Raw genomic sequence first — 17,725 nt, forward strand, 5'->3', positions numbered from 1 at the left:
GGCAGTAGGGGAGTAGGGCAGTATGTTTTAGCACGAAGCCGCACTCTTGGGACGACCTCCAATTCTCCTACTGCCCTACTGCCCTACTGCCTCTACCTGCCTTATTCCCTAACTACGCATCCTTCTCGGCCTGCTCATTGACCGGCCCCGGCTCGACCGGTGTTTCGCCGGCGGCATGCTTGGGGCCGCCCTTGGCGACGCCGACCATGGCCGGGCGCAGCACCCGCTCGCCGATCGAATAGCCCGGCTGCACGACCTGGACCACGGTGTTGGCCGGGACATCCGGATTGGGCACTTCGAACATCGCCTGGTGGAAATTGGGATCGAACTTCTCGCCTTCCGGCGTGAGCTTCTTGACCCCGTGCCGTTCCAGCGCCGACAGCATGCCGCGCTCGGTGAGGTCGACGCCTTCGATCAGCGCCTTGAAGCCGGCATCGCCGGATGCCTTGGCCTCGGCCGGGATGGCGTCGAGCGCGCGGCGCAGATTGTCCGACACCGACAGCATGTCGCGTGCGAAATTCGCCACCGCGTAAGTGCGCGCGTCGTGCACGTCGCGTGCGGTGCGGCGGCGCAGGTTTTCCATCTCGGCCGCGACGCGCAGCGCGCGGTCCTTCAGGTCTTCATTTTCCTTCAGCAGCCGCACAAGGGCTTCATAGTCGCCATCGATGCTGCCCTCCGTACGCTCGGCATTGGCCTCGGTCGCCTCGACTTCATCGGACGCGCGTTCGTCTTTTGCCTGGTCGCTCATCGCCGTTTCCCGTCAATCTCGAATGGTATGGATTTTGAGCCCGATATCGAGGTTTGGCGGCCAAAAATCAAGGGGTAAGCGATAGTGGAGGCTCTCGGCCAGGGCAGGACAACGAACGGCAGGGTCCTTCGATTTTAATTCAAATTTTACCCTGATCGCCAGCTTTGCTTGCCACAAAGGCGTGATGCGGGAACCATTCCCTTGCTGGAGGAGTTTCGAAGCCGACACAGGATTTTGAGACGATGACCCGCAACAAAGGCGAAAAGGGAGAAAAGCTGGCCACCGAGGTCAGGCGCCAGTTCGGCGCCGAGGCGGTGACGCGCTTTCTGCGCACCTTGCCGGCCTTCCGCACTGAGGCCGACATTCCCGACCGCTTCAGGGAGTTGCTCGACCGCCTCGACGGGGCGGAGGACAGTGACGTCGGCTGGCGCCGGCAATAGCACGACAACCGCCCCATCCTCGATCGCGAGTAGAGATCGGCCCTAAAAGCGGAAAACCCCTATGCTCAGACGACAGAGCGAGCATCGGGTCCCGGAACGGTTGGACTTGAAAGCCCGGCGCTCCAAGGGTGAACCATCATGCTGATCAAGCGATTGGCTGGCTCGACCGCCGGGCACGCGACAATTACGCACAGTAATTTTGCGTGACCTGTGTCTTGCGGTGGCGGGGCGCCCTGACTATGCTTCCTGATGAACATGATTTCCCCTGAGGCGGCCGCCAACAGCAAGCGCGCCTGGCTTAAGATTCTGGCGCGCTACAAGAAGCCCGACAGGCGCCGCAGCGCGCTCGAACTCGCCATCACCCTTGTTCCCTTCGTTACGCTCTGGGCGCTCTCTTCGGCCGCCTACTCCTACGGTCATTGGTGGGGTCTGGTCCTCATTCTTCCGGCGGCCGGGTTTCTGGTGCGCATCTTCATGATCCAGCACGATTGCGGCCACGGCTCCTTCTTCGCCAATCGTTATGCCGACGACTGGATCGGCCGCGCGCTCGGCATTCTGACGCTGACGCCCTACGACTGCTGGCGGCGCGCCCACGCGACCCATCATGCCAGCGCCGGCAATCTTGACGAACGCGGGATGGGCGACATCAGGACGCTGACCGTTGCCGAATACCGGCAATTGTCATGGCGAGGCCGCCTTGCCTATCGTCTCTATCGCCACCCGCTGGTGATGTTCGGGCTCGGGCCAATCTGGCTGTTCATCTTCGAGCAAAGATTGCCCATCGGCATGATGCGGGGCGGCCTGACGCCCTGGGTGTCGTCAATGACCACCAATCTTGGCATCGCGGTTACGGCAGCTATCCTCATCTGGTTCGTCGGCCCCGGCGCGTTCCTGGTTGTTCATCTGCCGATCGTCATCCTCGCCGGTTCGGCCGGCATCTGGCTGTTCTACGTCCAGCACCAGTTCGAGGAGACGGAATGGGCAAAGGACGCCGACTGGGAATTCCAGCACGCCGCCCTGCACGGATCGTCCTACTACGATCTGCCGCCGGTGCTGAACTGGTTCACCGGCAACATCGGCGTCCACCACGTCCACCACCTCTCCGCCAAGGTGCCGGGCTACCGGTTGCAGGAAGTGCTGCGGGATTATCCGGAGCTGCGCGGCATCGGTCGCGTCACGCTGCTCGACAGCCTGCGCTGCGTCAAACTGGCGTTGTGGGACGAAAACCGCCGCAAGCTGGTGTCGTTCCGCGAGGCGCTGGCAGCGGCGTAAAGAACCGCCGCACCATACGGCGCGGCGGCATTGGCAAAATCCTGGATTTGGTTTTGGCGCAATTCCGGACGGAAAACCGTTTCACTTTTCCTGGACTTGCTCTCTTTGTTTTGCCTGGAATTGCTCGGGATCAGGCCGCCTGGCGCTCGTCGCGCATCAGGATCTCGCCATGGCGGATTTCCGTGCCCAGCACCTTCAAGCATTCGCGGATGAAATTGGACAGGCCCGGCCAGCCCTTGGCTGACACGAGATTGCCGTCGACATGAGCGCCGGTCGGCGCGACGTCGACGTAGATGCCGCCGGCCAGCGTCACCTCCGGCTCGCAATAATGTAGCGCCGCGACTTCCCGGCCTCGCACCACGCCGTCGACGGCGATCAGGATCTGCACGCCATGGCAGATGGTGAAGATCGGCTTGCCGGCCTCGTGGAAATGCCGCACCAGCGCCTGCACCCGCTTGTCGATGCGGATGTATTCCGGCCCGCGCCCGCCCGCCGCATAGACGGCATCATAGTCGTCCGGCTTCACCTCGGCGAAGGTCTTGTTGAGGATGTAGTCGTGGCCAGGCTTTTCCGTATAAGTCTGGTGGCCTTCGAAGTCGTGCAGCGACGTCTTCAGGATATCGCCGGCCTTCTTGTCGGGGCAGACGACATGCACCGTATGGCCAACGGCGTGCATGGCCTGTTCAAAGACGAAAATCTCGTACTCCTCGCTGAACTCGCCAACGAGCATCAGTATTTTCTTGCCAGCCATTCCCGGTTCCTCCCTTGTGGCCACATTTATTTCGGATCGCGAAATAATGAACCTATCCTAAGGGCAGGACGATAAAAGAGAAAGCGCAAATCGCACGATTGGTAAGACCAGTTCATGTGCACTGCGGCTGACATCGTCGCAGGGCGTTTCACAGTAGACGAAAACGGCAATACTGGTTCGACCAGAATTCCGATCAGACAGCCGCTTTGATCATGTCCGCCGCCTTTTCGGCGATCATGATGGTCGGCGCATTGGTGTTGCCGCCGATCAACGTCGGCATCACCGAGGCGTCAACCGCCCGCAAGGACCGTATGCCGCGCACGCGGAGCTGCGGGTCGACCACAGCCAGATCGTCGATGCCCATCTTGCAGGTGCCCGCCGGGTGATAGATCGTATCGGCGCGGGCTCGGATATGGGTCATCAGCTCTGCATCGCTCGAAACGCCGGCGGTGTAGATTTCCTTGGCGCGGTATTTGGCCAGCGCCGGCGCCTCCAATATGCCGCGCATCATTCTGACCCCCTTGAGCAGCAGCTCGGCGTCGCGTTCGTCGGACAGGAAACGCGGATCGATGCGCGGTGGCGCCAGCGGGTCCGGCGTCGACAGCCCGACCTCGCCGCGCGAATGCGGCCGCAGCACGCAGACATGGCAGGAAAAGCCATAGCCCATATGCAGCTTGCGGCCATGATCATCGACGATGGCGATGCAGAAGTGCAGTTGCAGGTCGGGCCGGTCGATCGCCGGGTCGGATTTGAGGAAGGCGCCGCCTTCCGCGTAGGGCGTGGCGATCATACCGCCGCCATCCTTGCGCCAGCGCCGCAGATGCCGCAGCAGGCCAGGCAAACCGCGCAGGCCGATGCCCATCATGTCGGCATCCTTCGATGTCCAGCCCATGATGAAATCGAGATGGTCCTGCAGGTTCTTGCCGACGCCTGGCAGTTCATGAACGACCGGGATTCCGTGCGCTGCAAGCTCGACAGCCGGGCCGATCCCGGACAGCAACAGGAGCTGTGGTGAGCCGAAGGCACCAGCGCAGACGATGACCTCGCGCCTGGCTTTCGCAACGGCTTCGCCCTTGCCCGCGCGGTAGCGCACGCCGGTGGCCCGCTTGCCGTCAAGGACGATGCCCGTGGCGTGTGCTCCGGTGACAACGGTGAGGTTTGGCCGGCTCATCGCCGGATGCAGATAGGCGGCGGCCGCCGAGCAGCGCTCGCCATTGCGGCGTTCGCCCCAGAATTGTGTGACCTGATAAAGTCCGGCCCCTTCCTGTTCGGCCCCGTTGAAATCATCGTTGCGCCGGATCTGGTTTTCGCCACAGGCCTCGACAAAGGCCCTGGAGAGCGCACGCGGCTCCTGCTGCTCGGCGACCCGCAACGGTCCGTCACCGCCATGCAAGGCATCACCGCCACGCTGATTGCCTTCCGCACGCCGGAAATAAGGCAGCACCTCGTCCCATGACCAGCCGTCGCAGCCGAGATCGGCCCATTCGTCATAGTCGCCGCGGTGCCCGCGTGTGTAGAGCATGGCATTGATGGCGCTCGACCCACCCAGCGCCTTGCCGCGCGGCTGGTACCCCTTGCGGCCGCCAAGTCCTTGCTGCGGCACCGTCTCGAAGGCCCAGTTGTTGATCTTCGGCCGGCCCGGCAACAGCGCGATGACACCTGCCGGCGCACGGATGAGCAGGTCTTTGCCCTCGCCGCCGGCTTCGATCAGGCAAACCTTTTTCGATGGATCTTCGGAGAGTCGCGCGGCAAGCGTGCAGCCGGCGGACCCGCCACCGGCAATGACATAGTCGAAATCCATGATCTCCTCCCGATTGGAGCGCCGCGCGTCCAAAGGACGCGCAAAGGACGCTCCAAGACTCATGCACATCCGGCGGATGTTTCCGTCCGGATGACCAAGAGAAGGCCCGATCACAGTCGATGTAAAGACGCGCGGAATTACCGCTGCGTCAGCTGACGCGAACGCGCCGCCAGGAATATTTTGGTCCCTTGGGCTCCGGCACGGCGGTTGGCTGGTAGTAGAGCCCCAACCCGCCGGTGCGACCCTCTTCCAGCCGCTTCAACAGCACCGGATTCGAAATCTCGAATTCGTCGAAGCCGAGCCGCAGCATATGCGGCAACTGGTCGACCAGCACCTGGCCGGTGGCGCGGACCGCACCCTCGAAATGATAACGGCTGCGCAGCAGTTCGCCCTTGGAGAAGGAGCGGCCGTCGCTGAAGGCCGGGAAGGCCAGTGCCACCAGTGATAGCTGCTCGAGCAGATCAACTATCTTCTCGAGCTGGTCGCCGGGCTGCAGCGCGACGCCGAGCCGCTCTTTGGCGGACCGGCGCACCTCAGGATCGAGATGGAGGAACGCCTGCAGCGGCAGGATGAAGCGGCCATTGCCGGACAGCGCGTCCGCGCTTTCGGCATGAGCCCACTCGTCCTCGCGAAAACCCGTTGGGGTCCAGAGGCGGATCTCCGGTGTCGTCGGTTCAGTCATCAAAAATTCCTAAGTCCAAAAGAATTCCAGGGTGCGTGAAATTCAGGTCAGGCCGAGACGAAAATGGTGGGTTCCGAGAACCGGAGCGGAGCGTACTTAAGTACGTGAGCACCGGAAGCGCAGGAAACCGCCATTTGCAGGCCGGCATCACCTGAATACCGCATACCCTAGAGCGATGCGTCGGTCAGCGACTTTTCCAGTCCCGACAGATGAATGCCGCACTCGGTCTTGGCATGACCGGCCCAGCGGCCGCTGCGCGCGTCGTCGCCCGGCTGCACCGGCTGCGTGCACGGAAAGCAGCCGATCGACAGATAGCCATAGGCGACCAGCGGATTTTCGCGCAGCGCGTGCGCGCGCATGTAGTCGGCCTGGTCCAACGTCGTCCAGTGCGCCAGCGGATTGATGCGGATGCGCGGGCCGACAGCTTCGAACACCGGAAGTGCTGCCCGGGTCGAGGCCTGGAAGCGCTTGCGGCCGGTGAACCAGGCGCGGAAGGGTGCAACGCCACGCGCCAGCGGCTCGACCTTGCGCACGTCGCAGCAGGCATCGGTATTGCTCTGGTGCAAATTGCCCGTCGGATCGATCCGTTCGAGCGCCGCTTCTTCGGGCTTGATCACCCGGATGTTGGTCAGCCCGAAATCGGCGGCAAGCGCGTCGCGATAACCGAGCGTCTCCTCGAAATGCTTGCCGGTGTCGAGGAAGATGACCGGCAGCGTCCGGTCGATCTTGGAGATCATGTGCAGCAGCACAGCCGAATCCGCGCCGAATGACGACACAGCGGCGATCTCGTCGTTGAACAGTTCGCGGGCCGAGCGTTCGATGATCTCGAGCGGGTTCAGATGCCCGTAAAGCGCATCGAGCCCCGCCGCTTTCGCGGCGATGCCGTCATCGACGTCGACGATACGGTCAAGCGGCCTTGGCTTCGCCAGCATAGAGCGCCTCCTTGAACGGCGCGGGACCGACACGGCGGTAGGCGTCGATGAATTTTTCTTGGCTGTTGAGCCGAAGGCCGAGATAGGTCTCGACGATCTGCTCGATGGCGTCGGTGATCTCTTCCGAGCTGAAGCCGCGGCCGATGATCTCGCCGACCGACGTGTTCTCGTCGGCCGAGCCGCCCAGCGTCACCTGATAGAGTTCGGAGCCCTTCTTCTCGACGCCGAGGATGCCGATATGGCCGACATGGTGATGGCCGCAGGCATTGATGCAGCCGGAGATCTTCAGCTTCAGTTCGCCGATCTCGCGCTGCCGCTCCAGCGAGGCGAAGCGACGCGAGATTTCCTGCGCGATCGGGATCGAGCGCGCCGTCGCCAGCGCGCAATAGTCGAGGCCCGGGCAAGCGATGATGTCTGATATCAAATTGGAATTGGCCGTCGCCAGCCCGATGTCGACCAATGCGTCATAGACCGCCTTGAGGTCGGCGCGCGCCACATGCGGCAGGATCAGGTTCTGCTCATGGCTGACACGCAACTCGTCGAAGGCGTATTTCTCGGCGATGTCAGCGACCGCTTCCATCTGGTTGTCGGAGGCGTCGCCCGGCACCTCGCCGATGCCCTTGAGCGAAATGGTCACCGCCGCATAGTCGGGATGGCGGTGCGTCACCACGTTCTGGTCGAGCCACTCGGAAAAGCTCTTCGAATCGAGGCGCGCCAGCTTCACCGCTGCGTCGCCGTCCGGTCGGTCAGTGAGCAGAGGCGGCGCGAAATAGGCCTCGATGGCGCGGATGTCGGCGTCCGGCAGCTTCAGCTCGGCATCCTTCAATTCCTGCCACTCGGCCTCGACCTGGCGGGTGATTTCCTCGACGCCGGTCTCGTGGACAAGGATCTTGATGCGCGCCTTGTACTTGTTGTCGCGACGGCCATAGAGGTTGTAAACGCGCAGGATCGCCGTGCAGTAGGACAGAAGGTCAGCTTCCGGCAGGAAGTCGCGGATCTTCCTGGCCACCATCGGCGTGCGGCCCTGGCCGCCGCCGATATAGACGGCGAAGCCAAGTTCGCCGGCAGCGTTCTTCTTCAGGTGTAGGCCGATGTCATGCGTCTGGATGGCGGCGCGGTCGCGCTCGGCACCCGTCACCGCGATCTTGAACTTGCGCGGCAGGAATGAGAATTCCGGATGCACCGACGACCACTGGCGCAGGATTTCCGCATAGGGGCGCGGATCGGCGACCTCGTCGGCGGCGGCACCGGCGAAATGGTCGGCGGTGACGTTGCGGATGCAATTGCCGCTGGTCTGGATGGCGTGCATCTCGACGCTTGCCAGATCCGCCAGGATCGCCGGGATATCCGACAGCGCCGGCCAGTTGAACTGGATGTTCTGGCGCGTGGTGAAATGGCCGTAGCCCTTGTCGTATTTGCGGGCGATGTGTCCGAGCATGCGCAACTGCTTGCCGTTCAGCGTGCCATAGGGTACCGCGATGCGCAGCATGTAGGCGTGCAGCTGAAGATAGACGCCGTTCATCAGCCGCAGCGGCCGGAACTGGTCCTCGGTGATCTCGCCGGCAAGACGACGCTGGACCTGGTCGCTGAACTCGGCGACGCGGGCCTGGACAAAATCGTGGTCGAACTCATCGTAACGGTACATGCTTCGTCTTTCAGGGCGCGTCCGCCCATGCCTGGTGTCTTGTTAAGCTGCCCTGGCAGCCTGCTTGCCGAGATCGTTGCGGATGGTCGGGCCGGCGGCGCGGATCTTCTCGCGCAACCGCACCGGCTCGACGATGCCGTTGACGACATCGGCGTCGATCAAATTGACGTCGACCACTTCGTTGGCGGCGTAGGCCTTGGCGCCGATCGCCTCCAGGCGATCCTCGGCCGCCTTGTCGTGCGCGAGGTCGGCATGGTCTACCGTCTCGGCCCAGCCGCCATCGGCATACCAGACGGCAATGCCGTCACTCAGGCGGTTGGCGGTCAGTATCTTCACTGCTGAACTCCTTCGGCGGCAGCCACGGGCGCGCCTTCATGCCTGTGTGCCGTGAGCGGCTCGGACCGTTCAAAGTTGGCGCCGGCGACCGCATCGCCGATGATGGTCATGACCGGGCCGGAAAGATCGGTGCGCGCTTCCAGCGACGGCAGGTCGGCAAGCGTGCCGTGGAAGCGACGGCGATTGGCGAGGCTGGCATTCTCGACCACGGCCACCGCCGTATCGGGCGACAGCCCGGCCTCGATCAGCCGGCCGGCAACCTCGGCCGCCACCGAGCGGCCCATATAGACGGCGACGGTCGCGCCCGAAATGGCGAGCTTGGCCCAGTCGGGCAGCGAATTGCCCTTGAGGTCGTGGCCGGTCGTGAACACCATCGACGACGACACGCCGCGCAAGGTCAGCGGCAATTCGAAATCGGCGGCCGCCGCAAAAGCAGCGGTAACACCCGGAACCACCTCATAGGCGATGCCTGCATCACGCAGTGCGGCCATCTCCTCGCCGGCCCGGCCGAACACCAGCGGATCGCCCGACTTCAGCCGCACGACACGCTTGCCTTGGCGCCCAAGCTCGACCAGCAGCGCATTGATCTCGGCCTGGCTCTTGGTGTGGCAGCCTTTGCGTTTACCGACCGGCAGGCGCTCTGCATCGCGGCGGCCCATGGCGACGACCGCATCGGGCACCAGCGCGTCATGGACAATGACATCGGCCTCCATCAGCAGACGGTGCGCGCGCAAGGTCAAAAGATCCTCGGCGCCCGGACCGGCACCGACGAGCGCGATATGGCCAGAAGCCGGCGTGTTCGAAAGCAGAAGATCAACAGCGGCGTCATGCGCCTGCGACAGCTGGCCAGCGTCCACGGCATGGGCAGGCGCACCGCCGAAAAAGTCGCTCCAGAAGCGGCGGCGGGCATTGCCCTTCGGCAGCAGCTTCTCGGCAGCACCGCGAAACGACGCGGCCAGCGTTGCCAGCGGCCCGAGCGATGGCGACAGCATCTGGTCGATGCGGCTGCGCAGCATCTGGGCAAGCACCGGGCCTGCGCCTTCGGTGCCGATGGCGATGGCGACCGGCGCGCGGTTGACCAGCGCCGGGGTGAAGAAATCGCAGAGTTCCGGCCGGTCGACGGCATTGACCGGGATACCCAGCCGGTGCGCATCCGTGGCCACGCGGCGATCGAGTTCCTCGTCGCCGCTGGCGGCAAACACCATGACCGCGCCTTCGAGCTGCGACGCGTCATAAGCGGCGGCAAAATGGTTCGCGCCGGCCTGAGCGATGAAGGTCAACAGGTCCGGCTCGGCGTGTTCCGCGATGATGCGCAAGACCGCGCTTGACTGTCCGATCAGCCGCGCCTTGGCCAGCGCCTGTTCGCCACCGCCGACGATGGCCACAGCTTCGCCCTCGACCCGCACGAAGACGGGGAAGGCATTGAGCTTGGGAGCAGTGTGCGGCATGGACGCGAGCATAATCCTGAACAGGCTTGCAGTTCTACGCGCGGGCGCGGAAAACCTGAAGGAACGCACTCGCGCATCGTTTGTCGGGATGCAATCGCTTTTCTGAAAGCTTCTCGGCCAAGAGAAAAATATTCCTCGTTGGCACATGGAGCGGATTCAAGCTGCTGCCGCAGGCCTTGATTTACACCTCTTTTAGCGCCGAGCGCGAAATGCGGCAAAACAGTTTTTTCTAAATTCTACCAATTTAGTAGATTAAAGCCGCCTGCACCAAAACCCAGGTAGGGCAGCGAAATCACCGCCCTTTCGGTCAGGCGGTGGCATGATCTGCGTGAACTCTGACGGCATTCGTTTTTTGCGGCTGTCGTCGTCGATTTCGCGCCCTTGCGGGTTGCACCGCCGACACCCCATCCACCATATTGCAAACAGGCGGCGGCTTCGGGCGGCGCACATCCGACATCCCTGGTTTGAAAAGCGCTCCATAGACAATGCCGCATGACACGCCCCTTATCGCCACCATCGTCGCCGGTCTGGGGCTGGCTTTCGTCTTCGGGGCTCTCGCCAACCGCTTCCGCATTCCGCCGCTGGTCGGATATCTCGTAGCCGGCGTGCTGGTCGGGCCCAACACGCCGGGCTTTGTCGCCGACGCCGGCCTTGCCAACGAACTGGCCGAAATCGGCGTCATTCTCCTGATGTTCGGCGTCGGCCTGCACTTCTCGCTGAAAGATCTTCTGTCGGTGCGCGCCATCGCCGTGCCCGGTGCCATCGTCCAGATCGGCTTTGCCACCGCACTCGGTGCCGGGCTGTCCTGGATGCTCGGCTGGTCGATGGGCGCGGGCCTGGTCTTCGGCCTGGCGCTCTCGGTCGCCTCGACCGTCGTGCTGCTGCGCGCCTTGCAAGAGCGGCGGATGATCGAGACGGAGCGCGGCCGCATCGCCGTCGGCTGGCTGATCGTCGAGGACCTGGCCATGGTGCTGGCGCTGGTGCTCTTGCCGGCCCTTGCCGGCGTGCTCGGCGGCCAGGAACAGGCGGACGCCCACGCGAGCGGCCTGCTGTCGCTGCCGGCCAGCTACGGCATCTGGGGCGTCGTCGGCATCACGCTGGCCAAGGTTGCCGCCTTCGTCGTCGTCATGCTGGTGGTCGGCCGCCGGGTCATTCCCTGGATCCTGCACTATGTCGCCCATACCGGCTCGCGCGAACTGTTCCGGCTGGCCGTGCTGGCCATCGCGCTCGGCGTCGCCTTCGGCGCGGCCAAACTGTTTGGGGTATCGCTGGCGCTGGGCGCCTTCTTCGCCGGCATGATCATGAGCGAGTCGGAGCTCAGCCATCGCGCCGCCGAGGAATCGCTGCCGCTGCGCGATGCCTTCTCTGTCTTGTTCTTCGTCTCGGTCGGCATGCTGTTCGACCCGTTCAGCCTGGTCAACAATGGCTGGCCGATCCTGGCGACGCTGGCCATCATCGTCATCGGCAAGTCGCTGGCGGCGTTCGTCATCGTCATTGCCTTCGGCTATCCCTTGGCCACGGCGCTGATGATCTCGGCGAGCCTGGCCCAGATTGGCGAATTCTCCTTCATCCTGGCCGAGCTCGGCGTCGGGCTGAAGCTGTTGCCCGAACAGGGCCGCGACCTGATCCTCGCCGGCGCCATCCTGTCGATCGTCCTCAACCCGCTGATGTTCCTGGCCATCGACTGGATGAAGCCGTGGCTGGAGAAGCGGGCCGCCAGGACGGCGCCGCCGGTCGAGGCAAAGCCGGTCGGCCCGGCGACGGAACCGGGCCAGGTTGCCTCGGTTTCGGCAACGGCCAATGGGGAAGACGGGCCGCCCAGGACAATCCTCGCCAACCACGCCATCCTGATCGGCTATGGCCGTGTCGGCAGCCTCGTCGGCGCGGCGCTGAAAGAGGCCGCCCTGCCCTTCCTCGTCATCGAGGATGCCGACAAGACACTGGCCAGGCTCAAGGCCGACGGCATCGAGACCGTGGCCGGCAACGCGGCCAACGCCGAAGTGTTCGCCGCCGCCAATCCTGAAGGCGCCAGGCGGCTGATCCTGGCCATCCCCAACGCCTTCGAGGCAGGCCAGATCGTGCTGCGGGCGCGGGCCGCCAATCCCGGCATCAACGTCATCGCCCGCGCCCATTCCGACGCCGAGGTCGATCACCTCAAGGGCCTCGGCGCCGACACGGTGATCATGGGCGAGCGCGAGATCGCGCGGGGCATTGTCGAAGAGGTCCTCGGTCACAAGCCACAGGCCGCGGCCTGAGCTTCAAACGGCCTTAGCTTCAAACGGATTGATCACGCAACGAATGCAGAGCCGCGATTCTGCGCGACGCTGCTGAGATACTGTGCAGGCGGCTTGCCCAGCGCCTTCTTGAACATGGTGATGAAGGCTGTGACGGACTCATAGCCGAGATCTGCCGAAACCTGCTGCACGCTCGCGCCCGAGGCCAGTTCCCGTATCGCGACGATCAAATGCAATTGCTGGCGCCAGCGTCCGAAGCTCAGGCCTGTTTCTCTCACCACCAGGCGTGCCAGGCTGCTCTCGCTGAGAGCGACACGCCGGGCCCATTCTGCCAGATTGCTGCGGTCGGCAGGATTTTCAGCCAAGGCATCGACGATCCGCCTCAAGCGCGGCTCTGACGATATCGGCATATGCAGCTGCTGGACAGGCATGCGCGGCAGCTCGCTGAGCAGAACCTTGGTCAGCACATCCTGCCGTGAATTGTCGTCCTGCCCATGATCGGCCAGCTCGACGATCAGTTCGCGCAGCAGAGGCGAGATCGACAGCGTGCAGCACCGGTCCGGCAGATCGGTGGCTCCGGGCTCGATGTACACGAAGAAAATCCGGGCATTGGCGGTGGCGATATTGCTGTGCTCCATATCGCCGGGAATCCACACGCCGCAATGAGGCGGCACCATCCATAGGCCGCTGGGGACGCGGCAGGTGACGCCGCCACCGAGCGCGAAGACAAGTTGGCCTTTGCGGTGCCGATGGGAGGGGACCTCGGCCCTGGTATCGGTGACGTCAACGCGCACGGCAATCACCGGCTCGGAAAGCTCATCCACATCGAAATTGAGCCAGGGGTAGCGGAGGGGTTGTCTCATGATTGACGGTTTTTAGCGATCAATTGCTCTGATATCTAAATTATTCAAGCGGGAAAGTCGATAGGTTCCGGCTTGTGGATGACCACGTCTGGAGCGTGTGAAGCTTGGTGCGGGGTTCTTCGATCAGCGGCCGTCTGCGAACCAGCAAGACCGACGCATAGCAGCTGCACGAAGGCAATGCATCCACCACGCAGCAATGAGGTATGAACCATGCTCGCCCTAGTCATCTCTCCCGACAGCGCCACCGGGCTGAAGCTCGCCGAGCTCGACGAGCCTCAGCCGGCCTCGAACGAAGCCCTGATCTCGGTCCGCGCAACCTCGTTGAACCGTGGTGAACTGCGCCTGCTCGCCATCCGACCGAACGGCTGGATACCCGGCCAGGACATCGTTGGGGTTGTCGAACGCGCAGCAGCCGATGGCTCCGGGCCAGCCGTAGGCGCCCGGGTTGTGGCTTTGGTCGACCAGGCCGGCTGGGCCGAACGTGTCGCCGTTCCAACTGACCGCCTCGCCGTCCTGCCGGATGACGTCAGCTTCGTCTCCGCGGCCACGCTTCCGGTCGCGGGCACGACGGCGCTGCGCACTCTGCGCCACGGCGGTGACCTGGCCGGCCAGCGGGTTCTGATCACCGGCGCAAGCGGTGCGGTCGGTCGTTTCCAGATCCAGATCGCCCGCGAGCAGGGCGCGTCGGTGACCGCGGTCTCCGCCGCGAGGCATGCTGATGATCTCCGCGGCCTTGGAGCCGAGCGGGTTGTCGAGTCGATCGAGCTGGCCGAAGGGCCGTTTTCGCTGATCACGGAGTCAGTCGGCGGTGAAAGCCTCGCACACGCGATCGAGCGGGTCGCGCCTGGCGGCACCATTGTCATGTTCGGCTCGAGCAGCGGCGAACTCACGCCCATCGGCTTCCGCCAGTTCGTTCCGGGTCACGAGGGAGCGAGGCTTCAGACTTTCGCGTACTACACTTCTGGTTCAGGCATTGGTGCGGACATCGCCTCGCTGCTCGCTCTGGTCGCGGCGGGCCGGCTTGAAACGCGCGTGGCCTTGACCGTGCCGTGGACAGGCGTCGCGCACGCCCTCGACGCACTGCGACAGCGCAGCTTCAGCGGCAAGGCTGTTCTCACCATAAGCTCGGCAGTCTTGCCGGACGGGCGAGAGCGATCTAACCGCACGGCCCCGGAGGGAGTACTGTCCCCTTAGAGCAATTCCAGGAAAAGTGTGAAACGGTTTTCCCGGGAAAAGCGCATAGCGCTTTCCCTCAGGGAATTGCGTCAAACAAAGAGATAGAGCTCGCAGGGGATAGCGTCCACGATTGACAAAGATCAACCGGCTCACACGTGCTGGCCGCCATTGATGTGGATTTCCGAGCCGGTCACGTAGGACGCCTGCTGCGAGCACAGGAAGAAGATGATGTCGGCGACCTCCGCCGTGGTGCCGAGGCGCCGCAGCGGTATGGTCTCGACGATCTTGTCCGTGCCCGGCGACAGGATAGCGGTGTCGATCTCGCCGGGTGCTATGGCGTTGACGCGGATGCCATGCGGGCCGAAATCATGCGCCATCTCGCGCGTCAGCGAACCGAGAGCGGCCTTCGATGTCGCATAGGCGGTGCCGGCAAAGGGATGCACGCGAGTGCCGGCGATCGAGGTGACGTTGACGATCGAGCCCTTGGCTGCCGCCAATTCCTTGAACAGCCCGCGCGCCAGCATGATCGGCGCGAAGAAATTGACCTGGAACACGTCGCGCCAGACATGCATCGGCGTGTCGATCGAGTCCATCCGGCTGTTGCCGTCCTTGAGCTTCGGCGAGATGCCGGCATTGTTGACCAGCGCATGCAGCTGGCCGCCATGCGCTTCCAGCCGGTGGCGGATTTCCGAGACGGCGATGCCGACATCTTCCTGGTCGGCCAGGTCGACCTTGATGTGGTCTTCGGGGCCGGCCGGCCACGGGCAATCCTCGGCAAAGGCCTGGCGCGAGCAGGTGATGACGCGCCAGCCCTCACGTGAAAAACGCTTGACCGTGGCGTGGCCGATGCCGCGGCTGGCGCCGGTCAGCACGATGGTCTTTCTGGTGTCGAGTTCAGCCATTTTGGGAGGTGTAGCCGAACCGCGTCGCGGAGGCGAGAGGCGAGTTGCCGCTCACCCCCCGCCGAGGATGTCGAGGATCGAGGTCTGCTTCTTCTTCAGGGGGCCACCGACATTGCCCGGCGGCACCGGATGCTTGATCGACGCGGTGGCGCCGTCGTCTTCCGGCATGGCAAGGCCATCGGCATCGACCGTCTGCGCGGGACGGGCAGCGCGGACCGGCGCTGGCGGCGGCGCAGGCGCGGCGGCCTGTGCGGCCGGCGCCTGCCGGCCAACGGCTACGGACGGAACCGGCGCCGGCGGTGCGTTGTTTGCCGAAGGTATCTCGTCGGGCACGATGGTGTCGGCCGGTGTCGATTTCCACGTGCCGGGCAGCGGCCGCACCGGCACGCCCTCATGCGCGGCAACCATGAATTCGTGCCAGGCCTGCGCCGGCAGTGCGCCGCCGGTGACCTTCTTCATCGGGCTGCCGTCGTCATTGCCGAACCAGACGCCGGTGGTGAGATTGGCGGTGTAGCCCACAAACCAGGCGTCGCGCGAATTCTGGCTGGTGCCGGTCTTGCCGGCCGCCGGCCAGGCGAAAGCTGCTTTCCGGGCGGTGCCGGTCTCGACCGTACCCGTCATCATCGAGTTCATCATGCCGACGATTTCAGGCTTGACGACACGCGGCGCGCTGCCGCCACCGCTGTCGTAAAGCACCTTGCCGTCGGTGGTCGTCACGCGGCGGATGAAATGGATGTCCGGCTTGTAGCCGCCATTGGCGAAGGGCACATAGGCCGATGTTAGCTCCAGCGGCGTCACTTCCGAAGTGCCGAGCGCGATCGAGGTGTTGGACTGCAGTTCGGACTGGATGCCCATGCGGTGCGCCGCCTCGACAACCGCGTTCGGCCCGACCTCCATGGTCAATTGGGCAGCGACCGAATTCAGCGATTTGGCCAGCGCGGTGGCCAGTGTCACCTTGCCGAAATATTTGCCGCCGTAATTGTCGGGCGTCCAGTTGCCGATCTTGATCGGCGCATCGTTGCGCACGCTGTCGGGTGTGCGGCCGGCTTCGAGGGCGGCCATATAGACGAATGGCTTGAACGCTGAGCCCGGCTGGCGGCGTGCTTCCGAAGCACGGTCGAACTGGCTGGTCGAATAGTCGTAACCGCCGACCATGGCGCGCACCGCGCCGGAATCGTCGATCGACACCAGAGCGCCCTGGGTGACGTTGAGCTTCTTGCCGCTGTCGTCGATCAGCCTGCGGATCGACTGTTCGGCGAGCTTCTGCAGCGTCAGGTCGACGGTGCTGTCGACGATGATGTCGCCGCGCACGTCGCCGATCAGGTCAGGCAGTTCTTCCATGATCGTGTCGGCGACGTAATTCTCCGAGCCGGTCCAGTAGGACGGCGAGCGCGTCGCCGGCGCGCTCATCGCAGAAGCCAGCTCCCTGGCGCTGATCTTGCCCTCGTCGCGCATGGCGGCAAGCACGAGCTGCGAGCGTTCTTCGGCAGCCTTCGGATCGCGCGCCGGCGACAGCCGCGACGGCGCCTTCAACAGGCCGGCAAGCAGGGCAGCTTCCGACAGGGTGACGTCGCGCGCGCTCTTGCCGAAATAGCGGCGCGAAGCCGCCTCGACACCATAGGCGCCCGAACCGAAATAAACCCGGTTGAGGTACATTTCGAGGATCTGGTCCTTGGTATGCTTGTGCTCAAGCCACAGCGCCAGCAGCACTTCCTGCACCTTGCGTTCCAGCGTGCGGTCGGGGGTCAGGAACAGGTTCTTGGCCAATTGCTGGGTGAGCGTCGAACCGCCCTGCGAGAAATGCCTGCCAAGCAAATTGGTTACCATCGCGCGCGACAGGCCGATCGGGTCGATGCCGAAATGCGAATAGAATCGGCGATCCTCGATGGCGATGACGGCCTCGGGGATATAGGGCGACATTTCGTGCAGGCCGACGGCCTCGCCGCCGCTCATGCCGCGATTGGCGAGCAGTTGGTTATCGGCTGAGACGATCTTGATGTTGGGGGCGCGGTCGGGGATCGACCAGGTCGTCGCCGCCGGCATCTTGGCGCCGTAGTAGACGACGATTCCAGCCGCCGCGATGCCGCCCCATATGGCGAGCACGAAACACCAGTAGAATAGCCGGCCGAACACGCCGAACAGGCCGCGCCGGCTTCTGGCGCGCCCACCGCGCGACGATTTGCCCTTGGCCGGCTTGCGTTTTGCAGAGGCTTTGCGGTTGCTCGGCACGACGCGATCCTCCTCGTTCACCGAAAGACCCGCCGAGGATCTCGCCTGCGGCGGTCCCTCGAAACTGGGTTCGATGCGACTGTCTCTGCGGTTCGCCATGCGCTGTGCTGTCTGTCCCCGATGCCTATGGCGTTCGGGTTGAAGAGTAGATGCGGCGATTTAAGGGCGGGTTAAGTCGGGAAAAATCGAAGCAATGTGGATTCAATTGCTTGCGGACCGGCTCGAACGGCGCGTCAGCACCGCCCGCTTGCCACAACAAGGCGGTG

At 64.0% G+C, this 17,725-nt stretch carries 15 protein-coding genes; 4 read left to right on the forward strand and 11 right to left on the reverse strand.

The genetic code is table 11. The features are described 5' to 3' along the window. Positions 1–112: 112 nt before the first annotated feature. Positions 113–748, reverse strand: coding sequence for a nucleotide exchange factor GrpE (gene grpE, locus B5V02_RS36545; protein ID WP_111548803.1), 636 nt, complete (start codon positions 746–748; stop codon positions 113–115). 242 nt (positions 749–990) lie between these two features. Between grpE and B5V02_RS36550 the strand changes: the two genes are divergently transcribed. Beyond that, on the forward strand, positions 991–1,188 hold the full coding sequence (locus B5V02_RS36550) for a hypothetical protein (RefSeq protein WP_111548804.1): 198 nt from the start codon (positions 991–993) through the stop codon (positions 1,186–1,188). A gap of 249 nt (positions 1,189–1,437) precedes the next feature. Then, on the forward strand, positions 1,438–2,460 hold the full coding sequence (locus B5V02_RS36555; RefSeq protein WP_111548805.1) for a fatty acid desaturase: 1,023 nt from the start codon (positions 1,438–1,440) through the stop codon (positions 2,458–2,460). A gap of 130 nt (positions 2,461–2,590) precedes the next feature. Here B5V02_RS36555 and B5V02_RS36560 read toward each other — a convergent pair whose 3' ends face one another. From B5V02_RS36560 to cysG, 7 genes are all read right to left on the reverse strand, one after another. Next, on the reverse strand, positions 2,591–3,211 hold the full coding sequence (locus B5V02_RS36560) for a DJ-1/PfpI family protein (RefSeq protein ID WP_111548806.1): 621 nt from the start codon (positions 3,209–3,211) through the stop codon (positions 2,591–2,593). Positions 3,212–3,404: 193 nt separating this feature from the next. Beyond that, a complete protein-coding gene (locus B5V02_RS36565; RefSeq protein ID WP_111548807.1) occupies positions 3,405–5,012 on the reverse strand; it encodes a GMC family oxidoreductase in 1,608 nt (535 codons plus the stop codon). Between the two features lie 148 nt (positions 5,013–5,160). Beyond that, positions 5,161–5,694, reverse strand: coding sequence for a DUF934 domain-containing protein (locus tag B5V02_RS36570; RefSeq protein ID WP_111548808.1), 534 nt, complete (start codon positions 5,692–5,694; stop codon positions 5,161–5,163). A 167-nt stretch (positions 5,695–5,861) separates the two neighbouring features. Continuing rightward, entirely contained in the window at positions 5,862–6,626 is a 765-nt protein-coding gene (locus B5V02_RS36575; RefSeq protein ID WP_111548809.1) for a phosphoadenylyl-sulfate reductase, read from the reverse strand. Beyond that, on the reverse strand, positions 6,601–8,271 hold the full coding sequence (locus B5V02_RS36580) for a nitrite/sulfite reductase (RefSeq protein ID WP_111548810.1): 1,671 nt from the start codon (positions 8,269–8,271) through the stop codon (positions 6,601–6,603). Before B5V02_RS36580 ends, B5V02_RS36575 begins: the two co-directional genes overlap by 26 nt. A gap of 42 nt (positions 8,272–8,313) precedes the next feature. Further along, positions 8,314–8,607, reverse strand: coding sequence for a DUF2849 domain-containing protein (locus B5V02_RS36585; protein WP_111548811.1), 294 nt, complete (start codon positions 8,605–8,607; stop codon positions 8,314–8,316). Next, positions 8,604–10,055 carry a siroheme synthase CysG gene (cysG, locus tag B5V02_RS36590; RefSeq protein ID WP_111548812.1) on the reverse strand — a complete coding sequence of 484 codons (1,452 nt, stop codon included), beginning with the start codon at positions 10,053–10,055 and terminating at the stop codon, positions 8,604–8,606. Before cysG ends, B5V02_RS36585 begins: the two co-directional genes overlap by 4 nt. Before the next feature lie 485 nt (positions 10,056–10,540). Here cysG and ybaL point away from each other — a divergent pair, with 485 nt between their 5' ends. Continuing rightward, on the forward strand, positions 10,541–12,310 hold the full coding sequence (gene ybaL / locus B5V02_RS36595) for a YbaL family putative K(+) efflux transporter (RefSeq protein ID WP_111548813.1): 1,770 nt from the start codon (positions 10,541–10,543) through the stop codon (positions 12,308–12,310). Between the two features lie 32 nt (positions 12,311–12,342). Here ybaL and B5V02_RS36600 read toward each other — a convergent pair whose 3' ends face one another. Next, positions 12,343–13,152, reverse strand: coding sequence for an AraC family transcriptional regulator (locus tag B5V02_RS36600; protein WP_111548814.1), 810 nt, complete (start codon positions 13,150–13,152; stop codon positions 12,343–12,345). 210 nt (positions 13,153–13,362) lie between these two features. On the opposite strand from B5V02_RS36600, the gene B5V02_RS36605 reads away from it, so the two are divergent. Continuing rightward, the gene (locus tag B5V02_RS36605) at positions 13,363–14,346 is read left to right on the forward strand and encodes a zinc-binding dehydrogenase (protein ID WP_111548815.1); all 984 of its coding nucleotides are present in this window, start codon (positions 13,363–13,365) and stop codon (positions 14,344–14,346) included. A 131-nt stretch (positions 14,347–14,477) separates the two neighbouring features. Here B5V02_RS36605 and B5V02_RS36610 read toward each other — a convergent pair whose 3' ends face one another. After that, positions 14,478–15,230 (reverse strand): SDR family NAD(P)-dependent oxidoreductase, encoded by a 753-nt coding sequence (locus B5V02_RS36610; protein WP_095199543.1) that lies wholly within the window; start codon positions 15,228–15,230, stop codon positions 14,478–14,480. A gap of 51 nt (positions 15,231–15,281) precedes the next feature. Then, entirely contained in the window at positions 15,282–17,558 is a 2,277-nt protein-coding gene (locus tag B5V02_RS36615) for a transglycosylase domain-containing protein (RefSeq protein WP_111548816.1), read from the reverse strand. Positions 17,559–17,725: the final 167 nt, after the last annotated feature.

The sequence above is a fragment of the Mesorhizobium kowhaii genome (genome assembly GCF_003253745.1).
In the GTDB taxonomy this organism is placed as follows: Bacteria; Pseudomonadota; Alphaproteobacteria; order Rhizobiales; family Rhizobiaceae; genus Mesorhizobium; species Mesorhizobium kowhaii.